Origin of the sequence: uncultured Abiotrophia sp., from assembly GCF_963520105.1 — a bacterium.
Lineage (GTDB): Bacteria > Bacillota > Bacilli > Lactobacillales > Aerococcaceae > Abiotrophia.
In genome coordinates this window covers 298,073-316,617 of sequence record NZ_CAUQPN010000001.1, presented here as the reverse complement: position 1 = coordinate 316,617, position 18,545 = coordinate 298,073, and the positions used below count along the sequence as shown (strand labels likewise).

Here is an 18,545-nt window from a genome sequence, read left to right as displayed (position 1 = left end):
CTCTAAATATACGATAAAAGCTAGGAAAAATCAAGCCCTAAGCCAGGAAAATAGACTAAAATTTAAGGTCTTATCTTAGCTTGCATGGCTACTTTGCTATTTCATATATTACAGCTCAGTCCTAGCACAGTCCCATGTGAAAAAAGAGATTACAGCTGTCCTATGATTGGGTTAAGTCTCCATAAAATGGGCCTTTTAGCCTAACTTCTATGCTATGATGGTCTCATCAACAAGCAAAGGAAGCGTGATTATGAAATTAACACTTAAAAGAACACTGCTCTTAACGTCAGCAGCGGCTTTACTCGCACTCCCCTTGACTCCAGCTCAAGCCCAAGAAGCCTCCCAATGGACGCCTCGGACGGTCAGCCAAATTAAAGAAGATATTTCCAAACAAGCTGACAAGCTCAGCTATACAGTTCAATATGGCGACACCCTCTCAGCCATCGCAGAAGCCCTTGAAGTCGACCTTCAAGTTTTGGTTTCGATTAATGAAATTGCAGACGCCGATTTAATTTTCCCAGGTACTGTTTTAACGGCTACCTTAGATAGTAACCACAAAGTGACTAGTCTGGAAATTCAAACCCCAGACCAAAATCAAGAAAGTCCTAGTGTTCGGGCTGACTTGACTCAAAATACAATCACCATTGATGGCCAAACTAGCCAAGTTGACTTTAATCAAAACCAGGCGACTGCCCCAACTAACCCGCAAGTACAAGCTCTTGTTGAGGAAAGCCCTGTCCAAGATCAGGAAGCTGCCAGCCAAGACTTGTCTCCGGTCACCCAAGTTCCTGGCCAGCCAGAGGCTGTTACGCCAGCTCAACCGACAGCTACTAGCCCTCAAACGCCAAATAACCAAGTCAAGCCAACCAATCTCGACAAACCAGTGACAGCTCAAACACCTGCTAAGCCAGAAAGTCCAGCTCAGCCTCAAAATCAGGCCAATACTGATCAAGCCCCTGTCATCGGCGACGATGTCAAGGAATCAGGCTTACCGACCGTTCAAGAAGAAGCTCGTGCTGAAGCGCCTACTCAGGCTAACCAGCCAGAAAAAGATGCAACTGACGCTGCGCCTGCCAATCCTACAGAAGTAAATCAAAGCAATGCTCCAACAGATGGCCAAGAAAGCCCACAAAGTCCTAGTCAGCAAGCTGAGGCAAACCCAACGGCTCAAGAACAAACTAGTCAGGAGCAAGCATCTCAAGACCAAACGACTCAAGAGCAGCCAGCTTCAACTGACTATGCTGCCCGGGCGGCTGCCAACCCAGCCAACCAAGGCTTGCAGCCAAAAGTAGCTGAATACAAGGAAGAAGTAGCAGACAAGTTTGGCGTCACTAACTTCAGCCTCTACCGTCCAGGCTCTAACGATGACCATGGTAAGGGCTTGGCCGTTGACTTCGTGGTCAACGACAATACCGAGCTGGGCGACCAAATTGCCAACTACGCTACGTCCGACATGGAAAGCAATGACATCAACTATGTTATCTGGAAACAACGTTTCTACGCTAACTACGATAGTTACTATGGGCCAGCTAATACCTGGAACCTAATGCCAGACCGTGGTGGAGATACAGCCAACCACTACGACCACGTCCATGTTTCCTTCAACCCTTAAGCTTCTCAAGCTTTCATCTTCCTCCAACCACCTAGCCAAGTAAGTAGCGCTAGGTGGTTTTTCTAAGCAGAAAAAAATTCCCATTATATCATATATGATATAATGGGAATTTTTATTATGGGTAAATACGGTTGAGCAAGCGTGGGAATGGTGAGGTTTCACGGATATGTTCAATCCCTGATAACCAAGCCACTGCCCGCTCCAAGCCAAGACCAAAACCAGAGTGTGGCACAGCGCCATACTTACGGAGATCAAGGTACCAAGCATAAGCAGATGGATCTAAGTTGTAAGCTTTAATATTTTCATCTAAGGTCTCAAAGTCCACAATCCGTTCAGAGCCCCCAATGACTTCACCATAACCTTCTGGTGCAATCATATCCGCACATAGAACAGTGCGTGGGTCTTCTTCGTTAATGCGCATGTAGAATGGCTTAATGGCCTTAGGATAGTTGACGATGAAGATTGGACGGTCATATTGGCTGGCAATGAAGGTTTCATGTGGTGAACCAAAGTCATCGCCCCATTGGATATCATCAAAGCCATTGTCGTTCAAGAGCTTGATGGCATCTGTATAGCTAATACGTGGATAAGGCAATTTGGTGTATTGTTCCAAGACTGCCACATCACGGTTCAAGGTCTTAAGTGCCAGACCACAGTGATCAATCACATTGCGAACCAGGTGAGCCACATAACGTTCCTGGAATTGCAGGTTTTCTTCGTGTTCAACGAAGGCTAATTCAACTTCCATCATCCAAAATTCAATTAAGTGACGACGGGTCTTAGATTTTTCAGCCCGGAAGGTTGGCCCGAAGGAGAAGACCTTACCGAAAGCCATAGCCGCTGCTTCTAAATAGAGCTGACCAGACTGTGAAAGGAAGGCATCTTCATCAAAGTACTTGGTGTGGAAGAGCTCAGTAGTCCCTTCTGGCGCAGAACCCGTCAAAATTGGTGGGTCTACCTTAATCAAGCCTTCTTGGTTCATGAACTCGTAGGTTGCCCGGATAATTTCGTTACGGATTTGCATAATGGCATGTTGTTTAGATGAACGAAGCCAGAGGTGGCGGTGGTCCATCAAGAAGTCAGTCCCGTGTTCTTTTGGTGTAATTGGGTAGTCATGACTTTCACCAATCACTTCAATGTCTTGAACCAAGAGCTCATAACCTAAAGCTGAACGAGTGTCTGCTTGAATCTTACCGACTACCTTCACACTGGTTTCTTGGTTAAGCCCCTTAGCCAAAGCGAAGGTTTCTTCGCTGACATCGGCCTTGACCACAATGGCTTGGAAATAAGCGGAGCCATCACGCAATTGTAAGAAGGCAATCTTCCCACTGCTCCGTTTGTTAGTCACCCATGCCTTGATGATGACCGTTTGATCAATATAATCTGCTGCTTGACGCATGGTAATTGTCTGCATTCTGCCTGCCTCCATAGTCTTGTCTTAAATATTTTCGATTTTTTGTAACCAGGACCCATCCTGCGCATTGAGGTAGTAATAGGTCAAGGTATTATTATCATTCTTGATGGTGATTTCCCAGACGGGCGTGTCTTTGATCATGCCCAAACGCGCCTGCATAATCTTATAATTCTCATTGTCTGCTAAGGCAATAGCCTTGGCATCTTCTTCTGAGATAATCTGATTTGGCGTGTAGTAATTAACGGTCCCACCCTCACGTTTCACAATCGCATAACGTTCTTGGCCACTGTCATCCACAAAATCCAAGGCAAAGTAAGCCTCAGAAATGGTCGTCCAGTAGAACTTTTTGACGTCTTTGACAGTGTAGTCCGTCTCAATCAGTCGCACGGCCTCTTGTTGAGCTTGGTGCGATTTGGCTTGGCTTGAATAGAAGACCCAAGCAAAGATGAGAAAGATGATGAGGAAAAAGAGCGTCAGTCCTGAGACCACTTTACGGTTTAACATACTTGACTCCTCCTGTCGCCACTTATCTGTACTATCATACCATAATTTCTCCAAAATTGCATGAATTTTTGGCTAGCTGACTAGGCTGGATTAGTGACTGGGCAAGATGGGAACCAGGTCAATGGCGGGCGACAAGTATTCCTCAACCTTAGGGCTATAATAACGAGTCCAAACGCGTTCATCTAGGAGATAGTAGTCCGACTTGCAACTAGAGCTAGCGACTTGAGCCAACAATTTCTTAAGACGGAAAATCATCTGCGGTAGGGTTAATTGATCAAAAGCCTGGTTATCTGATAAGCCAAGCACCTGGCCTTGGCCTAGGGTCCGCTCATTGGTCAAGGAGTCAAATGGCAGACGGTCTAAGACTACTAAGAGCTGATCGACTGACAGAGTGAAGGACTCCTCTAGGAAGAGGCGTCTGGGCACAATGACAATGGCCTTGTCATCACCTTCGGCGCGACGCTTAATTTTCTTAAGGCTACCATTTTGTCCCTGACTATAAATCAGGTAGCCCTCTTCCAGGAGGGAACTTTCCCATAGGAGACGATAGTATGTCTGGGCTTGGGCTTTGTTATTGGCAAGAATTAGGACGTGGCTAGCCCCCTTCTCGGCCAGATAATCCTTGATAAAGGCCAGCAATTGCTCGGCCTCTTCATAGCCCTGACCTGACTGGGCATAAGCCAATGGCACCTGGAGGGTCAGATTGCTGACTTGACTTTGCTCAGGTAGGCTTAAATAAGTGGCCCCCACTTGCCAGAAACGTGCCAGGCCATAGCCTAAAGGCTGGTCATACTGGCCGTCCGACAAGAAGGCGATCTGCTGGTACTGGCTTAGCTGAGGCAGGTGCTTGTTTGTCATGATTAAAGGCACCCGGCTAAGGGCCAATTGGTAGATTTGGCCATTGCTGACCTGGCCTTGAAGTCGGATATAGCTCCCCTCTGACTGCTTGGCTAGTAGTCGACAGGTCGTTGCCAGATGGCGGTAGGTCCGTTTTTGTTTGGCTGCTAGTTTGGCGGTTTTCAACCAGTCCTCTAGCTGCTGGCCTAAAGTCGCCAATTGAGCCATGACGGTCAAATAACGGGGGCTGCCCTTGACTAGGCAGGCTGTCCACCAGTCATTACTAGCATTACCTAAATCACTGGCTTCAAACTCTGCCCGCATACTTTCCAGCAGGTCATAGCTAGTGGCTAGGCAAAACTCTAACTGAGCTTCCTCCTGGCCTTGATCTAGTAAGGCCTTCAGCTCTACAAAGAGCTGGCTGGCATCCAGAGTAGTGCCTTCTTGGTCCACCAGGCCTTGGTAGCTGGCCTCTAGGTCTAGGACTAGAACCCGAGCCTGACCCAGAAAGGCCAGTGGGCTGTCAGCGACTTGCTTTAAGGACAGCCAATCTTTTTGGCTCATTAAAACTAAGTCTTTGGCTTTAAGCCCCTCCAGGTAACGGTGATAGCCCACCTTCTTACCCGTCTTAGCCACAAAATCATAGCGCCGCATGATCTGACTAATATCCAGTTCAGAGTTCAATTCATCCAAACAGCCGTACTGGCTGCTCGTCAACCAAACCAAGGCAGCCGCTAGAACGGTAAGCTCCTGTTGGTTGGCCCGGCTTAAATCAAATTCATGGCAGAATTGGTAGACTGAGGCCATATCGACAAACTGATAGGATGGTCGGTAAATGCCCGCCTCCTGACTGCTGACTTCTTGCCACAGGGCTTGCCAATAGCTGATTTGACCCTCATTTTCTAAAACGAGCAGGGCCTTGTCCCCTTCTTGGCGCCAAGCATGGAGTAGCGCCAGTGCCAAGCCTTGATGGTCCTGACGGGCGTGAGCTTCTAGCACTAAGGGTGATTTATCCTGACCGGCTTCTTGCCAATAGGCCACTGCGGTTCTTTGCTTGGCGCTAATGAGGCTGGCATGACTAGCTTGAGCTTGACTGACGCCCTGCCCCTCTGGCCAACTTACCTGGCAATAAAAGCTGCTAGCTTGGTTGAGAAATTGGTTAGCTTGATAGGGCAAAGCCTTAAAAATTGCTTGCAAGGCCAGTTTAGTCCCATAGTCTAAATCCGCTGCCTGATGAGCCAAAACATCCAACAAATGGGCCGTCATCCGGGCATCCCCCAGGGCATCATGGGCGTCTTGGAAGTTCAAGCCAAAGAACTGGCTCAAGTCTTGCAAGTTAAAACCTGGTGCCTGTGGCAGGAAGATTTTAGCTAACTGGACAGTGTCCAAGGCAGGTGGCTGAAAGTCCAAGCCTTGTTCAGCAAACTTGGCCTGCAAAAAGGTCAAGTCAAAGCCCAGGTTGTGGGCCACAAAGAAACAATCTTTGAGTCGCTCATACCAGAGGCCTGCCACCTGGCTAAAGGTCGGCGCATCCTGAACCTGGTCTGGTTGAATGCCTGTGATGGCCGTAATATGAGTGGGAATGTCTCGTTCAGGATTGAGTAACATACTGTGTTGGGCTAGGACTTGTCCATCTTCAATCAGGACAGCCCCTATTTGGATAATTTGATCACCTTGATCTAGGTGAGAGCCCGTTGTCTCTAAATCGACAACCGCAATTCTTAGTCCTTTAGCTTTCAAGATAATCAGCTCCTAACGCTTGAGCTTGGGCCAAGAGGCCGGCTGGGTCATTAGCCAAATCCCCCATGACGACCTGGCGCTCCAGCTCCAAAAGTAGGCGACCAAGTCCGGCATTACCTCGACTTAAGCCTAGCGCCTCCATGACCTTTTGCCCATTAATGGCCAAGTCCGACCGACTGGCAAGCGGCAATTGGGCCTTAGCTTGGGTCAGTTGATGAGGTTGGCTCAACCAGGCTTGATGATAGGCATAGGTCTCATAAATAGACAAAACATGGGCTGGCATCTGATAAAGTTGCCAGGCATCCAGTGGGCCTGCTGCAAAGGCTTGATCTAAGTCCAATAAGTCGCTGACATCCTTAATGAAAGGATTGCTGTGCTTCCAGTCACGTAAAAAGACTCGCGCCTGAGCAGAGTCCAGGCCCAAGGCCTTAACTAATGCCCACCAAACCAAGCGTTCATCGCGCGCTACGCCAGCAGCAATTTGAGCAGCCAGGGTCTTATAGACCTGCCGCCAGACGGCTAAGGAATCTACTTGCTCCATGCCCAATAAATAAGCGCAAAGACCAGATTCAGTCAAGGGTTTATAGCTTGTCCCTAGATAGTCACCTTGCATGAGCTTACTGAGCTCAATCCGAATGCGTTCAATGGACACATAGGATAAGTTAGGGGCTAGTTGTCCAATAGCCTCAAAGGTCTGGGACTCAATCTCAAAGCCTAATTGGCTAGCAAAGCGCAGGGCCCGCATCATACGCAGAGCATCTTCATCGAAACGTTCCAGGGCAGTCCCAACAGCACGTATAATGCCGGCTTGTAGATCCTGCTCCCCACCATGGTAGTCATAGACCCTGCCCAAACGGTCCAAGGCCAAGGCATTAATGGTGAAGTCCCGTCTCAGCGTATCCTCGCGTAAATTGCGAACAAAGTTCACCTGGTCAGGCCGGCGCCGATCACTATAGGTCCCCTCCGTTCGGAAGGTGGTAATTTCATAGTTTTCTTTCTTGTAGACCACTACAATGGTCCCGTGCTTCTTGCCCACATCAAAAGTGACCGGAAAAATCCCCTGGATTTCATCCGGTGTCGCACTGGTTGCAATGTCAATATCATGAATTTCCTTGCCTAAGAGGGCATCACGCACGCAGCCACCAACAAAATAAGCCTCATAACCATGAGACTCAATGGCTTCTAGGAGGGGCATGGCCGTCTGAAACAGGGGATTATTGAGATTAATAGTCTTGGTCATGCCCTTCTAGTTCCTCCAGCTGATTTAATAGTTGATTGACGATATCAAAAGCTCCCTGATCTAAAGCTAGGTCGACCTGCTCCTTCAATTGCTTGCGTCTGACTTGGCGGGTAACCTGAGTCAGTCCCATTTCCAATTGATCCAAAAAGGCACTGTCTTCAGGTAAATAATCCGGCTGAGTAAAGAGATCATAGCGGTAGAGGGTCGCTATATAGTCAGGAATATTAAGTTCGATGTAAAAAGTAACGGGTTGCCCGCCCTGAGTATTAAGTCTCAAATCGTGGAAAGCCTGCTCACAGGAGCTGTAGGACTTGCCTTCCTTATAGTAGCGGAAAGGCACCGCCGTCTGTTCCACATAGGAGATATAGACACCGTGACTGGCATATTCGACTTGATCTGAAAACTCAACATATTGAATATAATCAGGCTGAACCATTAAAAACTCTAGCAAGTAATTAACCGTTGGATTGGCATGCCGATAATGCTGCAAGAGCCAAGCGATAAACTGACGTTTACGTTGATGCTTATTAATCACAGTGTGTCCTCCTTTCTTAGACTTATCTTTACTCTTCTATATTCTGAGACTGGTCTGTTTCCGCCAAAATTCGGTCTAAAGTGGCAAGTTCTTGGTCTAAGCCCCAAGCCTCAAAATACTGACGGGCTTGTAACCAAAAATCCTGATCCCCTGCCATCAGGTCCAAGGCCTCTTGATAGGCAACTTGAGCCTGATCCCGCTGGTCTAGTTCAGCATAGAGCGGTGCATAGAGACAAGACAAATATTCGGGATCTGGAAAGTCTGGCGCCAGAGTATCTAAGACCTCTAAGGCTGCCTGGGCGCCCTCGTGCTGAGCTAGCCAAGCAATCAGATAGGTTGCAATGGCATAGGTCAAATCTTCATCTTCCTGGAGCAGATAGGCATCCAGCAACTTATCCTTAATGGCCGGCGTCAGATAGTCAATGGCCTGGCATAAGGCCAGATAATCCGCCATGCGGCCATCATCTGCCAGAGTCACTTGAAAGAGCCAGTCAAGGTTCTCCTTCAAGCCAGCTTGGTGTCCCAGGCCTAAAGCCAACTCTGCCACTAGGTAGTGGATGTCCACAGAATCTGAGTCCAGGGTAAGGGCTTGTTGAGCAGCCTCATAAGCGAGAGCCAGATGCCCCGCCTTTTGGTAGGCCAAGGCCAAGAGATAATAATCTTCCGCACTAACCAGCGGCAGGTCTTCCCAACTTGCTAGGGATTGAATCCATTCCAGCTGAATCATCTCATCTTCTAAGGCTAAAGCCAGAAGCCGTTGCCGAATCAAGGCTCGGTCCACCTTATCTGAGAAGTAGTCTAGCAGAACTTGATAGTAGTACTTGGCCTTGCTATAGTCCCCTTCTTCAATCTTGGCTTGCGCAAGCAGTTGATAAGGCTCAAAGCGAGTCGGATAGATCTGAATTAAGTCCTGTAAGACCTTCTGGCAGGCCTTTACTTGCCCCAGCTCAAAGAGAATCTGAGCCTCTAACCATTGGACGAGAAAGACGGCTTGGTCTGTCTTAGCCCGGCTCAACCATTCATAGGCACTGGGGTAGTCTGCTAGCTGAAAGCAAGCCTTGGCCAGGTAATAAGCAACCTTTTTCTTATGAGTCAGCTGATAGAGCTGGTCTAAGAGCCAGACTTGCCAGTCCCGATAGCCCCGCTTAGCAAAGTAATCCGATAAATCTAGCAAACTTTGATAGGTTTGGGTATCATCTGGTGCCTCTAGGAGTGCCCCTTCTAAGACACTATTGACTTGGTCTAGGGATTGACATTCCTCACAGGCTTCAATCCAACGGCTTAATTCACTCATAAGACACCTCCGCTCTTATTATACCACGAAGCCTAACGGGAGTCACTCCCAGCTAGGCAAAGAGTGCTTAAGTAAGCAACCCACTAAGGGCGACCAATTTCTAGATAAGCAAAGAGGCTGGGATAATCCCAGCCTCTAGAATGGTCTTTATTTTACTAAGAAGAAAGTGTTGAATACAAAGACTGCTAAAATCCCTGCACAAATTGGGGCAAGTACTGGTACCCAAGCGTAAGACCAGTTAGAGTCCCCTTTGTTCTTAAGTGGTAAGAATTGGTGAACCAAACGTGGACCTAAGTCACGCGCTGGGTTGAGGGCTGGACCGGTTGGCCCACCGACTGCGATAACCAAAGCCCATACCAAGAAACCAAGCGCTAAGTGAGCCAAACCTGGGTTGTTAGCGAACATTTGCCCTTTGGTAATCCCTACTGCTGCGAAGAAGAGGATGAAAGAACCAATAAATTCGCCCACAAAACCGTTCAAATGGCTGTTAGCAGCGTTAGCCGTTGAGAAAGTCCCCAAGATGTGTGCTTGGTTGGTTGTTTGATCATAGTAAGGCTTGTACATTGCCACTACTAAGAGTTGACCGAACATTGCCCCTAAGAATTGAGCCACAATGTAAGGCACAACTTCTGCCCATGGGAAGTTACCATTGATAGCCAAACCGAGGGTGAAAGCTGGGTTGATGTGGTTACCGCTGACGTGACCGAAGATCATAGCTGGCATCATAACCGCAAAACCATAACCGATCGCAATCAGGTTCCAACCGTGAGCCCCTTCACCGCTACCCGCTTTGGTGCCTTTTAAGTCAACGTTGGCAACAGCCCCGTTACCTAAGACGATTAACATGGCAGTGGCTAAAAATTCTGCAAATAAACGTACGCCTAATGACATATTACATAACTCCTTTTTATAATGAAAAATCACACCGTCTGGTGCTGATGGATTATTCCTTTGCTAAGTGTACCATATGTCAGGGGGGCTTTCAATTGCCATTTTGTATTTCAAAACGCTTTCTTATCAGGATTTTTACCCATCAAAAAACTGGAAACGATATCGCCGTTTCCAGTTATCAATTCTTAGGCTTCTTCTGCTTGGTTAGCTTGTTGTTCTAAGGCTTCCTTGAACTCCGTAATAACCGTCTCAGCATCTTCCGCTACTTCCTCTTGTTTTGAAGGGAAGGTAGCGTGAACTAATTGGTCCTTGAGTTCTTGGGCTGATTTAGCTAAGCTCACCCGGATTTCTTCCGTCTTGCTGTTAGCCGCATCATAGAAGTTAACCCCTTTTTCGACTGCTAAATCGCGGTACTCCCCTGCCCGTTCTAAGGCGAGGTCGCGATATTCAACAAAACGTTCACCTGCTAAGTCCTTGTATTCATGAGCACGCTCAGTCAAGTCCTCCCGCAATTCTTTCCCTGCCTTTGGGGCATACAAGAGGGCTACGGCAGCCCCTACAAGGCTCCCCCATACTAAACCTGCAAAAAATCCTGATTTTCTTGACATGCTTCATACCTCATTTCTTTAGTGTAATTTCGCCCGCCGTTTGTGACGGTTTCTTCTGGATTAAGTAATCCAACTGTGATCCGGTCGCCTTAGGCTTAGGCTTGTCAGCTGTAGGCGTCGTCGGTTTGACACCCGCTGCTGCTGGCGCCTTAGTTTCTGCTTCTTGCTTACGGTTGCCAAAAGGTGTCACACGTTTTAAGAAGTGGCCTGCCTTGAAGGATTGGGTCACCTTACGAGTAGAAGCCTGTACGCCACTGACTGAAGTCCCCAAATCGCCTACGGCCTTGAAGAGCGGGTCAGTTTGTGCTAACTTGCCATTCAGATCGTCAACCAAGCTATTGGACTTATTAAGAAGTCCTTCCACTTCAATTGAGAGTTGGTCCACATCTTTGGTAATGATTTTGATGGAATCATTGACCTCGACCACCGTTTGCTTAACTTCTTTCATGATTTTGTTGAAACCAATTAAGGTCCAACACAGAAAGAGGACTAATAGCGCAAAGGCTAGCGCCGCAATCAAGGCCGCAATGCTTGTCCATTCCATTCTGCCTCAAATCCTTTCACGTTAAACTTTACTATTCTTATCATACCACGATTCTAAGAGGAGAACAAGGTAAGCACTTAATCCAAGAGATGAATCCCAGCCTGTTGAAGCTGAGTCAAATAGCGGAAATAAAATGCCCCTGTCAACCGCCCCTGAGCACCGTTGGTCACATAGAAGGAAATCTGATAATAAAATTTCCCTGTGGTCGTATCCTTGACCACACCGCTAATAACCGGTTCAGCTGTTAAATCCTCTGCATAGTCCTGGCTCAGCCCCTCCGTTATGACTTGAACCTGATGGGCCAAGTCTTCCAGCTGGGTCTGGTCCGTAATGGGTAAATCAATGACGATTTGGCGGTTCTCCCGACTAAGGTTATTGACAATACTAATATCTCCATTTGGAATATAGTAGCGATTGCCACTGGTTCCCTGGATAATGGTCGTCCGAATTCCCACCGTCTGGACCTTGCCTCGAATGTCCCCGATTTTGACTTCTTCGCCTACTTCGTATTGTCCCTCCAAAATAATGAAGAAGCCATTGACCACATCGGTAATGAAGTCCTTGATCCCTAACCCGACGGCTACCCCGGCAATCCCGGCCCCGGCTACTAAGGTTGAAACTGGAAAACCTAGGATACCTAGAACAGCATAGACATAGAAGAAATAAAAGGCATAGTTAATAGCATTCTTAGTAATGGTCCAAATGGTCTGGAGTCTTTGAGGTGAAGTCTTAGGTGCTACCTGGAAGACCTTGTGGCGCAATCTAGATTCGAAAAAGCGATTGACCAAGCCTCTCCCCAGCCAAAAGATGACCGTTACTAGGAAGAATTGCCAGAGCCGGTTGAGAATTTCCGGCCAGGCTAAATGACTAATTTGGTTAAAGACATCCACTGTCTCTGTCTGCCCCCTTTGCTAGACCACTGCCTCAGCAGTCTCGAAAAGTTTAATAAGGCGAGCCACCTCTCCAGGATTGGAAGTCAAATGCAGAAGGTGGGTTAGACGCTGCATAACGTTCTTACGAGTAATAATGCCTAAGAAACGGTTATCCCCATCCACCACACAAACAAAGTTCTGATCAATTAAGTAGTTGAGCACATCCGCTAAATGACAATTAGCTTGGACACGCACCGGTTGACTCAGCATAACATCACGAACCTTCAGCTCGTCCAGGCGCTCCATTTCAATGGCATCTACCGTCATGACGGCTTTGATGATCATGGACATGGAGATGACCCCCATCAACTTAGACTCGGCTGACAAAACCGGAATCATGGTATAGTTGGACTGGGTTAAGATTAAAAGCCCGGTACTTAGGGTATGTTGGTCAATCACATTGGCAACATTATCCGCTGGAATCATGAAGTCCAGCATCTTGCTAGCCACTAAGGCTTCAATTTTGGGATGTATCATATCCAGCCTCCTCAAGTAATTTTCGATCAAAAACTTGGGTCAACTGATCCAAGCGATGTTTGTCATCATCGTAGAACTCAACTTTAATAGTTTGAGCTTCAAAAGTTAGGATGGCATAGGTCCGATAAGGCAAGGAGCCCCGTGAGTAGTTAAGGCTACCCGGATTGCAGAGCAAGACGCCATCCTCAATCTTGGCATAGGCCACATGGGTATGGCCGTGGAAGGCAAACTGGCAGTGATTGTCATGAGCTGCCTTGACCATCCGTTTGCTATTAAAGTAGACATTATGAAAATGGCCATGAGTCAGGAAAATGCGCCCTTGGCGAGTATTGATAATCAATTCATCCGGATATTCTGGGTCATAGTCATTATTACCGGTTACCACCGCATCTACTTTTTCCCAGACGGGATCATCAGGGGCAAACTCTGAGTCACCACAATGCAGAATAAGATCAACTTGTGGCCGGTAATACTCAACTAATTCATGGACTTTAGGCCAACGGCCATGATTGTCACTCATTAATAAGATTTTCATGCTGTCACCTCAAGCCATTCAGGTAGGCTAGCCAGGAGGGCCTTAATGGCATTGGCCCGATGGCTGATTTGGTTCTTACGACTTAGTGGGATTTGGGCAAAGGTAGCCCCTTCTTGGTCCACATAGAATACTGGATCGTAGCCAAAACCCGATTCTCCACTTGGCTCCAGCGCAATAGTCCCATAGGCCCGTCCTTCTACGACATGACTGTCATGTTCAGGCGAGGCTAGCACTAAGCAAGTGACGAAGTAGGCCTGGCGTTGATCCCCACTGGCTTGGCTCATTTCCCGCAAGAGTTTGTCAATATTGGCCTTGTCAGACTTAGGTTGGCCGGCATAGCGAGCCGAATAGATGCCAGGTGCACCATTTAGATAAGGTACCACTAGACCCGAATCGTCTGCTAAGACTGGTAAATTCAAAAGCTTAGCAATGCTTTCTGCCTTGAGTCGGGCATTGGCTTCGAAACTATCCCCCGTCTCTTCAACATCTGGTAAATCAGGATAGTCTAAGAGCGAGACAACTTCAATGCCCTTAGGCCCCAAAAGACGTTCAAATTCGGCTACTTTGCCTTTATTCTGCGTTGCGATGACTAACTTCAAGAATCTCATCTCCTTCAATTTGGCACTGACCGATGCTTGGCTCTGCTTGTTCCAGCCAAGCAGTCACGAACTGAGCAAATTGCTTTGCATCCCCTGTCGTATAGAAATGCTGGCTTGGTGGCTGAATCTGCGCGTCTTTGGCACTGCGACTCAAACCAAAATAGTCTAAGAGCATGCTGACCTCATTCAAGGTCTCTACCCCTGAATCAATCAAGGTCACTCCTTGACCCATGACCGCCTGAATAAGCGGCTTGAGGTGGGGATAATGGGTGCAGCCCATGACCAGAGTGTCAATCCCTGTCTGGTCAAAGGCACTTAAGCTTTCTCTAACCTGTTGCCAGGCCAGAGGGCTATTAAGCTGGTGATTTTCTACTAATTGGACAAAGCTTGGGCAGGCCACACTCGTAACCTGCAGATAGTCTGCCTTATCCTTCATGACCCGTTCATAAAGGTTACTTGCAATGGTCCCCTGGGTCCCGATAACGCCGATATGGTTATTCTCTGTCCGCTCAATGGCAGCCCGGCTACCAGGATGAATGACCCCGACCACTGGAATGTCCAAGGTCTGGCGAATCTCTTCCAAGGCTGCAGCTGTCCCGGTATTGCAGGCAATGACTAGCATCTTAATGCCTTTTTTAAGCAGGAAACGGGTTAACTGCCAAATAAAATCCTTAACCTCTTCCATGGACCGTGGTCCATATGGGCAACGGGCATTGTCCCCCAAGTAAATAATGGATTCATTAGGCAGTTGCTTGAGGCTCTGCTTGACGACTGTCAGGCCCCCATAACCTGAATCGATAAAGCCAATTGGTAAATCTTTCATGACATTCATTCCTTAACTAGACTTTCTAATACGCTTACTTCTATTCTATCACAAATACCCATCAAACTAAATGGATGACCTCTGGCGATAAGGAAATCTTTAAAAATATGTGTCTAAGTCTACACACGACAAAAGAGGCTGGGATGGTTCCCAGCCTCTTAGGCTTACATATTCTTCACTTTCATCATCCGAATCAGGTTGGCCCGTTCGGCTTCTTCAAGCTTCATTTCGATATAGTAAATGGTCTCTTCTAACTGCGGAATAATCTGATACTCTAAACCATTAACACGGCGACGCGTTTTTTCAATCTCATCTGCCATGAGTTGGCAAGTCTTCTCGATTTCCGCTAACTTCAAGAGATCGTCTAGGGAGGCCGTAATCGAGCCAATAGCCTGGTCCATTTCGCTGTTGGACCCGACATAGGAGTAAGGTACTTCGCTAGCATTGGCTGCTTCCTTGACATCTGCGAAGAGCTTAGGCACCGCCACACTCATGATGGAGTCCTGACGAATTTCTAGGGCCACTTCCTTGGATGGTACGGCAAATAGTTCCTGCACCATAGCATCACTCTCTACCGACTTAGCCAATACGAAGTCTTGCATGCCTTCAACTAAGTTCCCTTCCACCTTCTGACGAAGTTGGTTGTTCTGCCGGATTAATTCAATGAACTGTCTCATCAATTCATCCCGCTTATCCTTGAGGAGCTTGTGGCCACGACTGGCGATTTTCAGACGATCCTTGAGGTTATTAAGTTCCATCCGGGTCGGTTTGACATCTAAGCGCGCCATCTTCCATCCCCCTATTCTGCTGGTTTAAGGAAGGTATCCAACATATCATCCTTAATCCGCTTGAGTTCTGTCCGTGGCAAGATAGAAAGCAATTCCCAACCCAAGTCTAAGGTTTCTTGGATTGAACGGTTGGTATAGAAACCTTGGTTGATATACTCTTCTTCAAAACGATTAGTGAACTCAATGTATTTACGGTCCACATCGGACAGAGCCGACTCCCCTAAAACGACAGCTAATTCCTTAGCCTGCTTACCAGTCGCATAAGCTGCAAAGAGCTGGTTCATGGTTGGCGCATGGTCGTAACGGGTCTTACCTTCACCTGACCCCTTATCTTTAAGACGGGACAGGGATGGTAGGACATTAATTGGTGGCCGGTAACCACTATTATAGAGATCCCGTGACAGAATAATTTGACCTTCGGTGATATAACCAGTCAAGTCAGGAATTGGATGGGTAATGTCATCTTCTGGCATGGTCAAAATTGGAATTTGGGTAACAGAACCCTTCTTACCAATAATCCGCCCAGCACGCTCGTAGAGGGTAGACAGGTTGGTATAGAGATAACCTGGATAACCACGACGACCTGGCACTTCCCGACGTGCTGCCGAGACTTCACGCAAGGCTTCGCAGTAGTTGGTCATGTCGGTCATAATAACCAGAACGTGCATATCCTTCTCATAAGCCAAGTATTCTGCTGTCGTCAGGGCAATCCGAGGAGTTGCAATCCGTTCGATAGCTGGGTCATTGGCCAAGTTAATGAAGAGGACGGAACGGTCCATAGCACCTGTTTCACGCAGGTCATTCATAAAGAATTCTGCTTCTTCAAAGGTAATCCCCATAGCAGCAAAGACTACGGCGAAGTTTTCATCTGAGTTAAGTACAGTTGCTTGGCGGGCAATCTGTGCGGCTAATTCCTTATGAGGCAGACCTGAACCTGAGAAGACAGGTAATTTCTGCCCCCGAACCAAGGTATTGAGGTGGTCAATGGCCGAAATCCCAGTCTGAATGAATTCATCCGGATAATCCCGCGCAACCGGGTTAATAGCCTGACCATCAATGTCAAGGTATTGTTCAGGAATGAGGTCTGGGCCACCGTCGATGGCTTCCCCCATGCCGTTGAAGACACGGCCGACCATGTCTTCCGAAACCCCCAAATGCAGGGGTTTACCAGTAAACCGTACCTTGGCGCTAGCTAGGTTAATACCAGCCGAACCTTCAAAGAGTTGGACCAAGGCTTTGTCTTCTTGGACTTCCAAGACTTGCCCTTGGCGGAACTCACCATTATGTAGGCGGATTTCCACCAGTTCGTTAAAGCGAACTCCTTGGACGTCTTCAACCAACATTAAGGGGCCTACTACTTCACTGACCGTGCGGTATTCTTTAATGACTGCCATCGAGTTCACCTCCTTGGGCTAAGATTTGATGGATACTTGAGTCAATTTCTTGGGCTAGAGCCTTAATACGATCTAGCTCCGCTTCAGGAATGAACTTGCTCCGGGCAATACGGTCCCGCAAGTCCACGGTTCCAGACATGATTTCATGGAAATAAGCACCTAAAACCAAGGCTTCTTGCGCCACTTCGTGGAAGCGCAGAATGTTGGTCAACATAGCATATTGCTTAGCAAAAGATGTATAAGTATCGACTTCATCAAAGGCATTCTGTTGCAAGAAATCTTCCCGAATCATCCGCGCCGTATTGAGGGTCATGCGGTCTTTTGGCGATAGGGAATCTACCCCAACTAAACGCACGATTTCTTCCAATTCACTCTCTTCTTGGAGCAGGTTCATAGCCTTGGTGACCTTAGCAGCCCAATCGACTTGCTGCGTTTGGTCAATATATTGACCCACTTCATCACTATAGAGTGAGTAAGAGTTCAACCAGTTAATCGATGGGAAGTGACGACGTTGCGCCAAACCAGCATCTAAGCCCCAGAAAACTTTAACAATACGTAAGGTGTTTTGGGTAACTGGCTCGGAAATATCCCCACCTGGAGGCGAAACGGCCCCAATAGCGGTGATGGTCCCTTCTAATCCAGACCCTAAGACCTCTACACGACCTGCTCGTTCATAGTATTCCGCAATTCGGCTCCCTAGGTAAGCTGGGTAACCTTCATCCCCTGGCATTTCCTCCAGACGACCGGACATTTCCCGCAGGGCTTCAGCCCAACGAGAGGTTGAGTCCGCCATAATGGCAACCGAATAACCCATGTCACGGAAGTATTCGGCAATGGTAATCCCCGTATAAATAGAGGCCTCACGCGCCGCCACCGGCATGTTGGAGGTATTGGCAATCAGAATAGTCCGTTCCATGATGGACTTACCACTGGCTGGGTCAATCAATTCTGGGAATTCGTTCAAGACGTCCGTCATCTCATTCCCGCGTTCACCACAACCAACATAAACGACGATGTCCACGTTAGCAAACTTAGCGATTTGGTGTTGCACCACTGTTTTACCGGCCCCGAATGGTCCTGGAACAGCCGCTGCTCCCCCTTTGGTTACAGGGAAGAAGGTATCGATTACCCGCTGACCCGTAATCATCGGTTCGACCGGAATCAACTTACGGGCAAAAGGACGTCCCTTACGAACTGGCCACTTTTGCATCAAGGTACCTTGGAAGACTTGGCCGTCTTTACCTTCAATTTGGTAGACGGTGTCCGTCACCCGATAGTCGCCTTCTTCAATGGCCGTCAAGCGCCCTGAAATGCCATTCGGCACCATGATACGGTGCTGGATTAAATCTGTTTCTTGAACATAACCTAGAATTTGACCGGCCTTAACAGCTTCCCCCACTTGAACTTGAGGGATAAAATGCCAGCTTCGTTCACGGTCTAGGACAGGGAGGGCTACCCCACGAATGAGATAGTCACTTTCTGTTTGGCTACGGAAACGTTCTAGGGGCCGTTGAATCCCGTCAAACATCTGAGACATCATACCAGGACCTAGCTCAACAGACAGGGGTAAACCAGTTGAAGCCACTGGCTCACCTGGGCCTAAGCCCGACGTTTCTTCATAGACTTGGATGGAGGCTTGGTCGCCCCGCATCTCGATAATTTCACCAATTAAGCCCAGATGCCCAACGCGGCAAATGTCTTGAATATTGGCTTCTTCCATTCCATCAGCGACCACTAAAGGGCCTGATACTTTAATAATTTTTCCTTCTTTCAAGCAA

Annotated in this window: 18 protein-coding genes; 1 reads left to right on the top strand and 17 read right to left on the bottom strand. The window is 47.8% G+C overall.

Annotated elements, in window-relative coordinates; all coding sequences use genetic code 11:
* Positions 1–250: 250 nt before the first annotated feature.
* Complete coding sequence (locus tag RWO08_RS01460) at positions 251–1,612, top strand: LysM peptidoglycan-binding domain-containing protein (protein ID WP_314211075.1); 1,362 nt, start codon at positions 251–253, stop codon at positions 1,610–1,612.
* Positions 1,613–1,727: 115 nt separating this feature from the next.
* On the opposite strand, the gene asnS is transcribed toward RWO08_RS01460, so the two are convergent.
* The 17 genes from asnS to RWO08_RS01375 all read right to left on the bottom strand — a co-directional run bounded on the left by asnS (position 1,728) and on the right by RWO08_RS01375 (position 18,541).
* On the bottom strand, positions 1,728–3,026 hold the full coding sequence (gene asnS, locus RWO08_RS01455; protein WP_035363846.1) for an asparagine--tRNA ligase: 1,299 nt from the start codon (positions 3,024–3,026) through the stop codon (positions 1,728–1,730).
* 24 nt (positions 3,027–3,050) lie between these two features.
* Positions 3,051–3,530: a PepSY domain-containing protein gene (locus RWO08_RS01450; protein ID WP_070755377.1), complete on the bottom strand. Its 480-nt coding sequence runs from the start codon at positions 3,528–3,530 to the stop codon at positions 3,051–3,053.
* A gap of 90 nt (positions 3,531–3,620) precedes the next feature.
* Complete coding sequence (locus RWO08_RS01445) at positions 3,621–6,107, bottom strand: exonuclease domain-containing protein (RefSeq protein ID WP_314211074.1); 2,487 nt, start codon at positions 6,105–6,107, stop codon at positions 3,621–3,623.
* The gene (locus RWO08_RS01440; RefSeq protein WP_314196611.1) at positions 6,097–7,347 is read right to left on the bottom strand and encodes a CCA tRNA nucleotidyltransferase; all 1,251 of its coding nucleotides are present in this window, start codon (positions 7,345–7,347) and stop codon (positions 6,097–6,099) included. Before RWO08_RS01440 ends, RWO08_RS01445 begins: the two co-directional genes overlap by 11 nt.
* Positions 7,331–7,882 (bottom strand): YpiB family protein, encoded by a 552-nt coding sequence (locus tag RWO08_RS01435; protein WP_314179933.1) that lies wholly within the window; start codon positions 7,880–7,882, stop codon positions 7,331–7,333. The genes RWO08_RS01440 and RWO08_RS01435 overlap by 17 nt, the downstream gene beginning before the upstream one ends.
* A 28-nt stretch (positions 7,883–7,910) precedes the next feature.
* A complete protein-coding gene (locus RWO08_RS01430) occupies positions 7,911–9,176 on the bottom strand; it encodes a hypothetical protein (RefSeq protein WP_314196612.1) in 1,266 nt (421 codons plus the stop codon).
* Between the two features lie 147 nt (positions 9,177–9,323).
* Positions 9,324–10,067, bottom strand: a complete 744-nt coding sequence (locus RWO08_RS01425; protein ID WP_023390889.1) for an MIP/aquaporin family protein — start codon at positions 10,065–10,067, stop codon at positions 9,324–9,326.
* A gap of 185 nt (positions 10,068–10,252) precedes the next feature.
* A complete protein-coding gene (locus RWO08_RS01420; RefSeq protein WP_023390890.1) occupies positions 10,253–10,675 on the bottom strand; it encodes a YtxH domain-containing protein in 423 nt (140 codons plus the stop codon).
* Positions 10,676–10,685: 10 nt separating this feature from the next.
* Positions 10,686–11,219, bottom strand: coding sequence for a DUF948 domain-containing protein (locus tag RWO08_RS01415; protein ID WP_023390891.1), 534 nt, complete (start codon positions 11,217–11,219; stop codon positions 10,686–10,688).
* Positions 11,220–11,296: 77 nt separating this feature from the next.
* A complete protein-coding gene (locus tag RWO08_RS01410) occupies positions 11,297–12,109 on the bottom strand; it encodes a mechanosensitive ion channel family protein (protein WP_070755372.1) in 813 nt (270 codons plus the stop codon).
* Between the two features lie 21 nt (positions 12,110–12,130).
* The gene (gene cbpB / locus RWO08_RS01405) at positions 12,131–12,628 is read right to left on the bottom strand and encodes a cyclic-di-AMP-binding protein CbpB (protein WP_023390893.1); all 498 of its coding nucleotides are present in this window, start codon (positions 12,626–12,628) and stop codon (positions 12,131–12,133) included.
* Complete coding sequence (locus tag RWO08_RS01400) at positions 12,609–13,163, bottom strand: metallophosphoesterase (RefSeq protein ID WP_314211073.1); 555 nt, start codon at positions 13,161–13,163, stop codon at positions 12,609–12,611. Before RWO08_RS01400 ends, cbpB begins: the two co-directional genes overlap by 20 nt.
* The gene (locus RWO08_RS01395; protein ID WP_306486034.1) at positions 13,160–13,762 is read right to left on the bottom strand and encodes an XTP/dITP diphosphatase; all 603 of its coding nucleotides are present in this window, start codon (positions 13,760–13,762) and stop codon (positions 13,160–13,162) included. Before RWO08_RS01395 ends, RWO08_RS01400 begins: the two co-directional genes overlap by 4 nt.
* Positions 13,734–14,585 (bottom strand): glutamate racemase, encoded by an 852-nt coding sequence (gene racE / locus RWO08_RS01390; protein WP_291427211.1) that lies wholly within the window; start codon positions 14,583–14,585, stop codon positions 13,734–13,736. The genes RWO08_RS01395 and racE overlap by 29 nt, the downstream gene beginning before the upstream one ends.
* Positions 14,586–14,749: 164 nt before the next feature.
* Positions 14,750–15,373, bottom strand: a complete 624-nt coding sequence (locus RWO08_RS01385) for a V-type ATP synthase subunit D (RefSeq protein ID WP_070755367.1) — start codon at positions 15,371–15,373, stop codon at positions 14,750–14,752.
* An 11-nt stretch (positions 15,374–15,384) separates the two neighbouring features.
* The gene (locus RWO08_RS01380) at positions 15,385–16,767 is read right to left on the bottom strand and encodes a V-type ATP synthase subunit B (RefSeq protein ID WP_023390898.1); all 1,383 of its coding nucleotides are present in this window, start codon (positions 16,765–16,767) and stop codon (positions 15,385–15,387) included.
* Positions 16,754–18,541, bottom strand: a complete 1,788-nt coding sequence (locus tag RWO08_RS01375) for a V-type ATP synthase subunit A (protein ID WP_070755366.1) — start codon at positions 18,539–18,541, stop codon at positions 16,754–16,756. The genes RWO08_RS01380 and RWO08_RS01375 overlap by 14 nt, the downstream gene beginning before the upstream one ends.
* Positions 18,542–18,545: the final 4 nt, after the last annotated feature.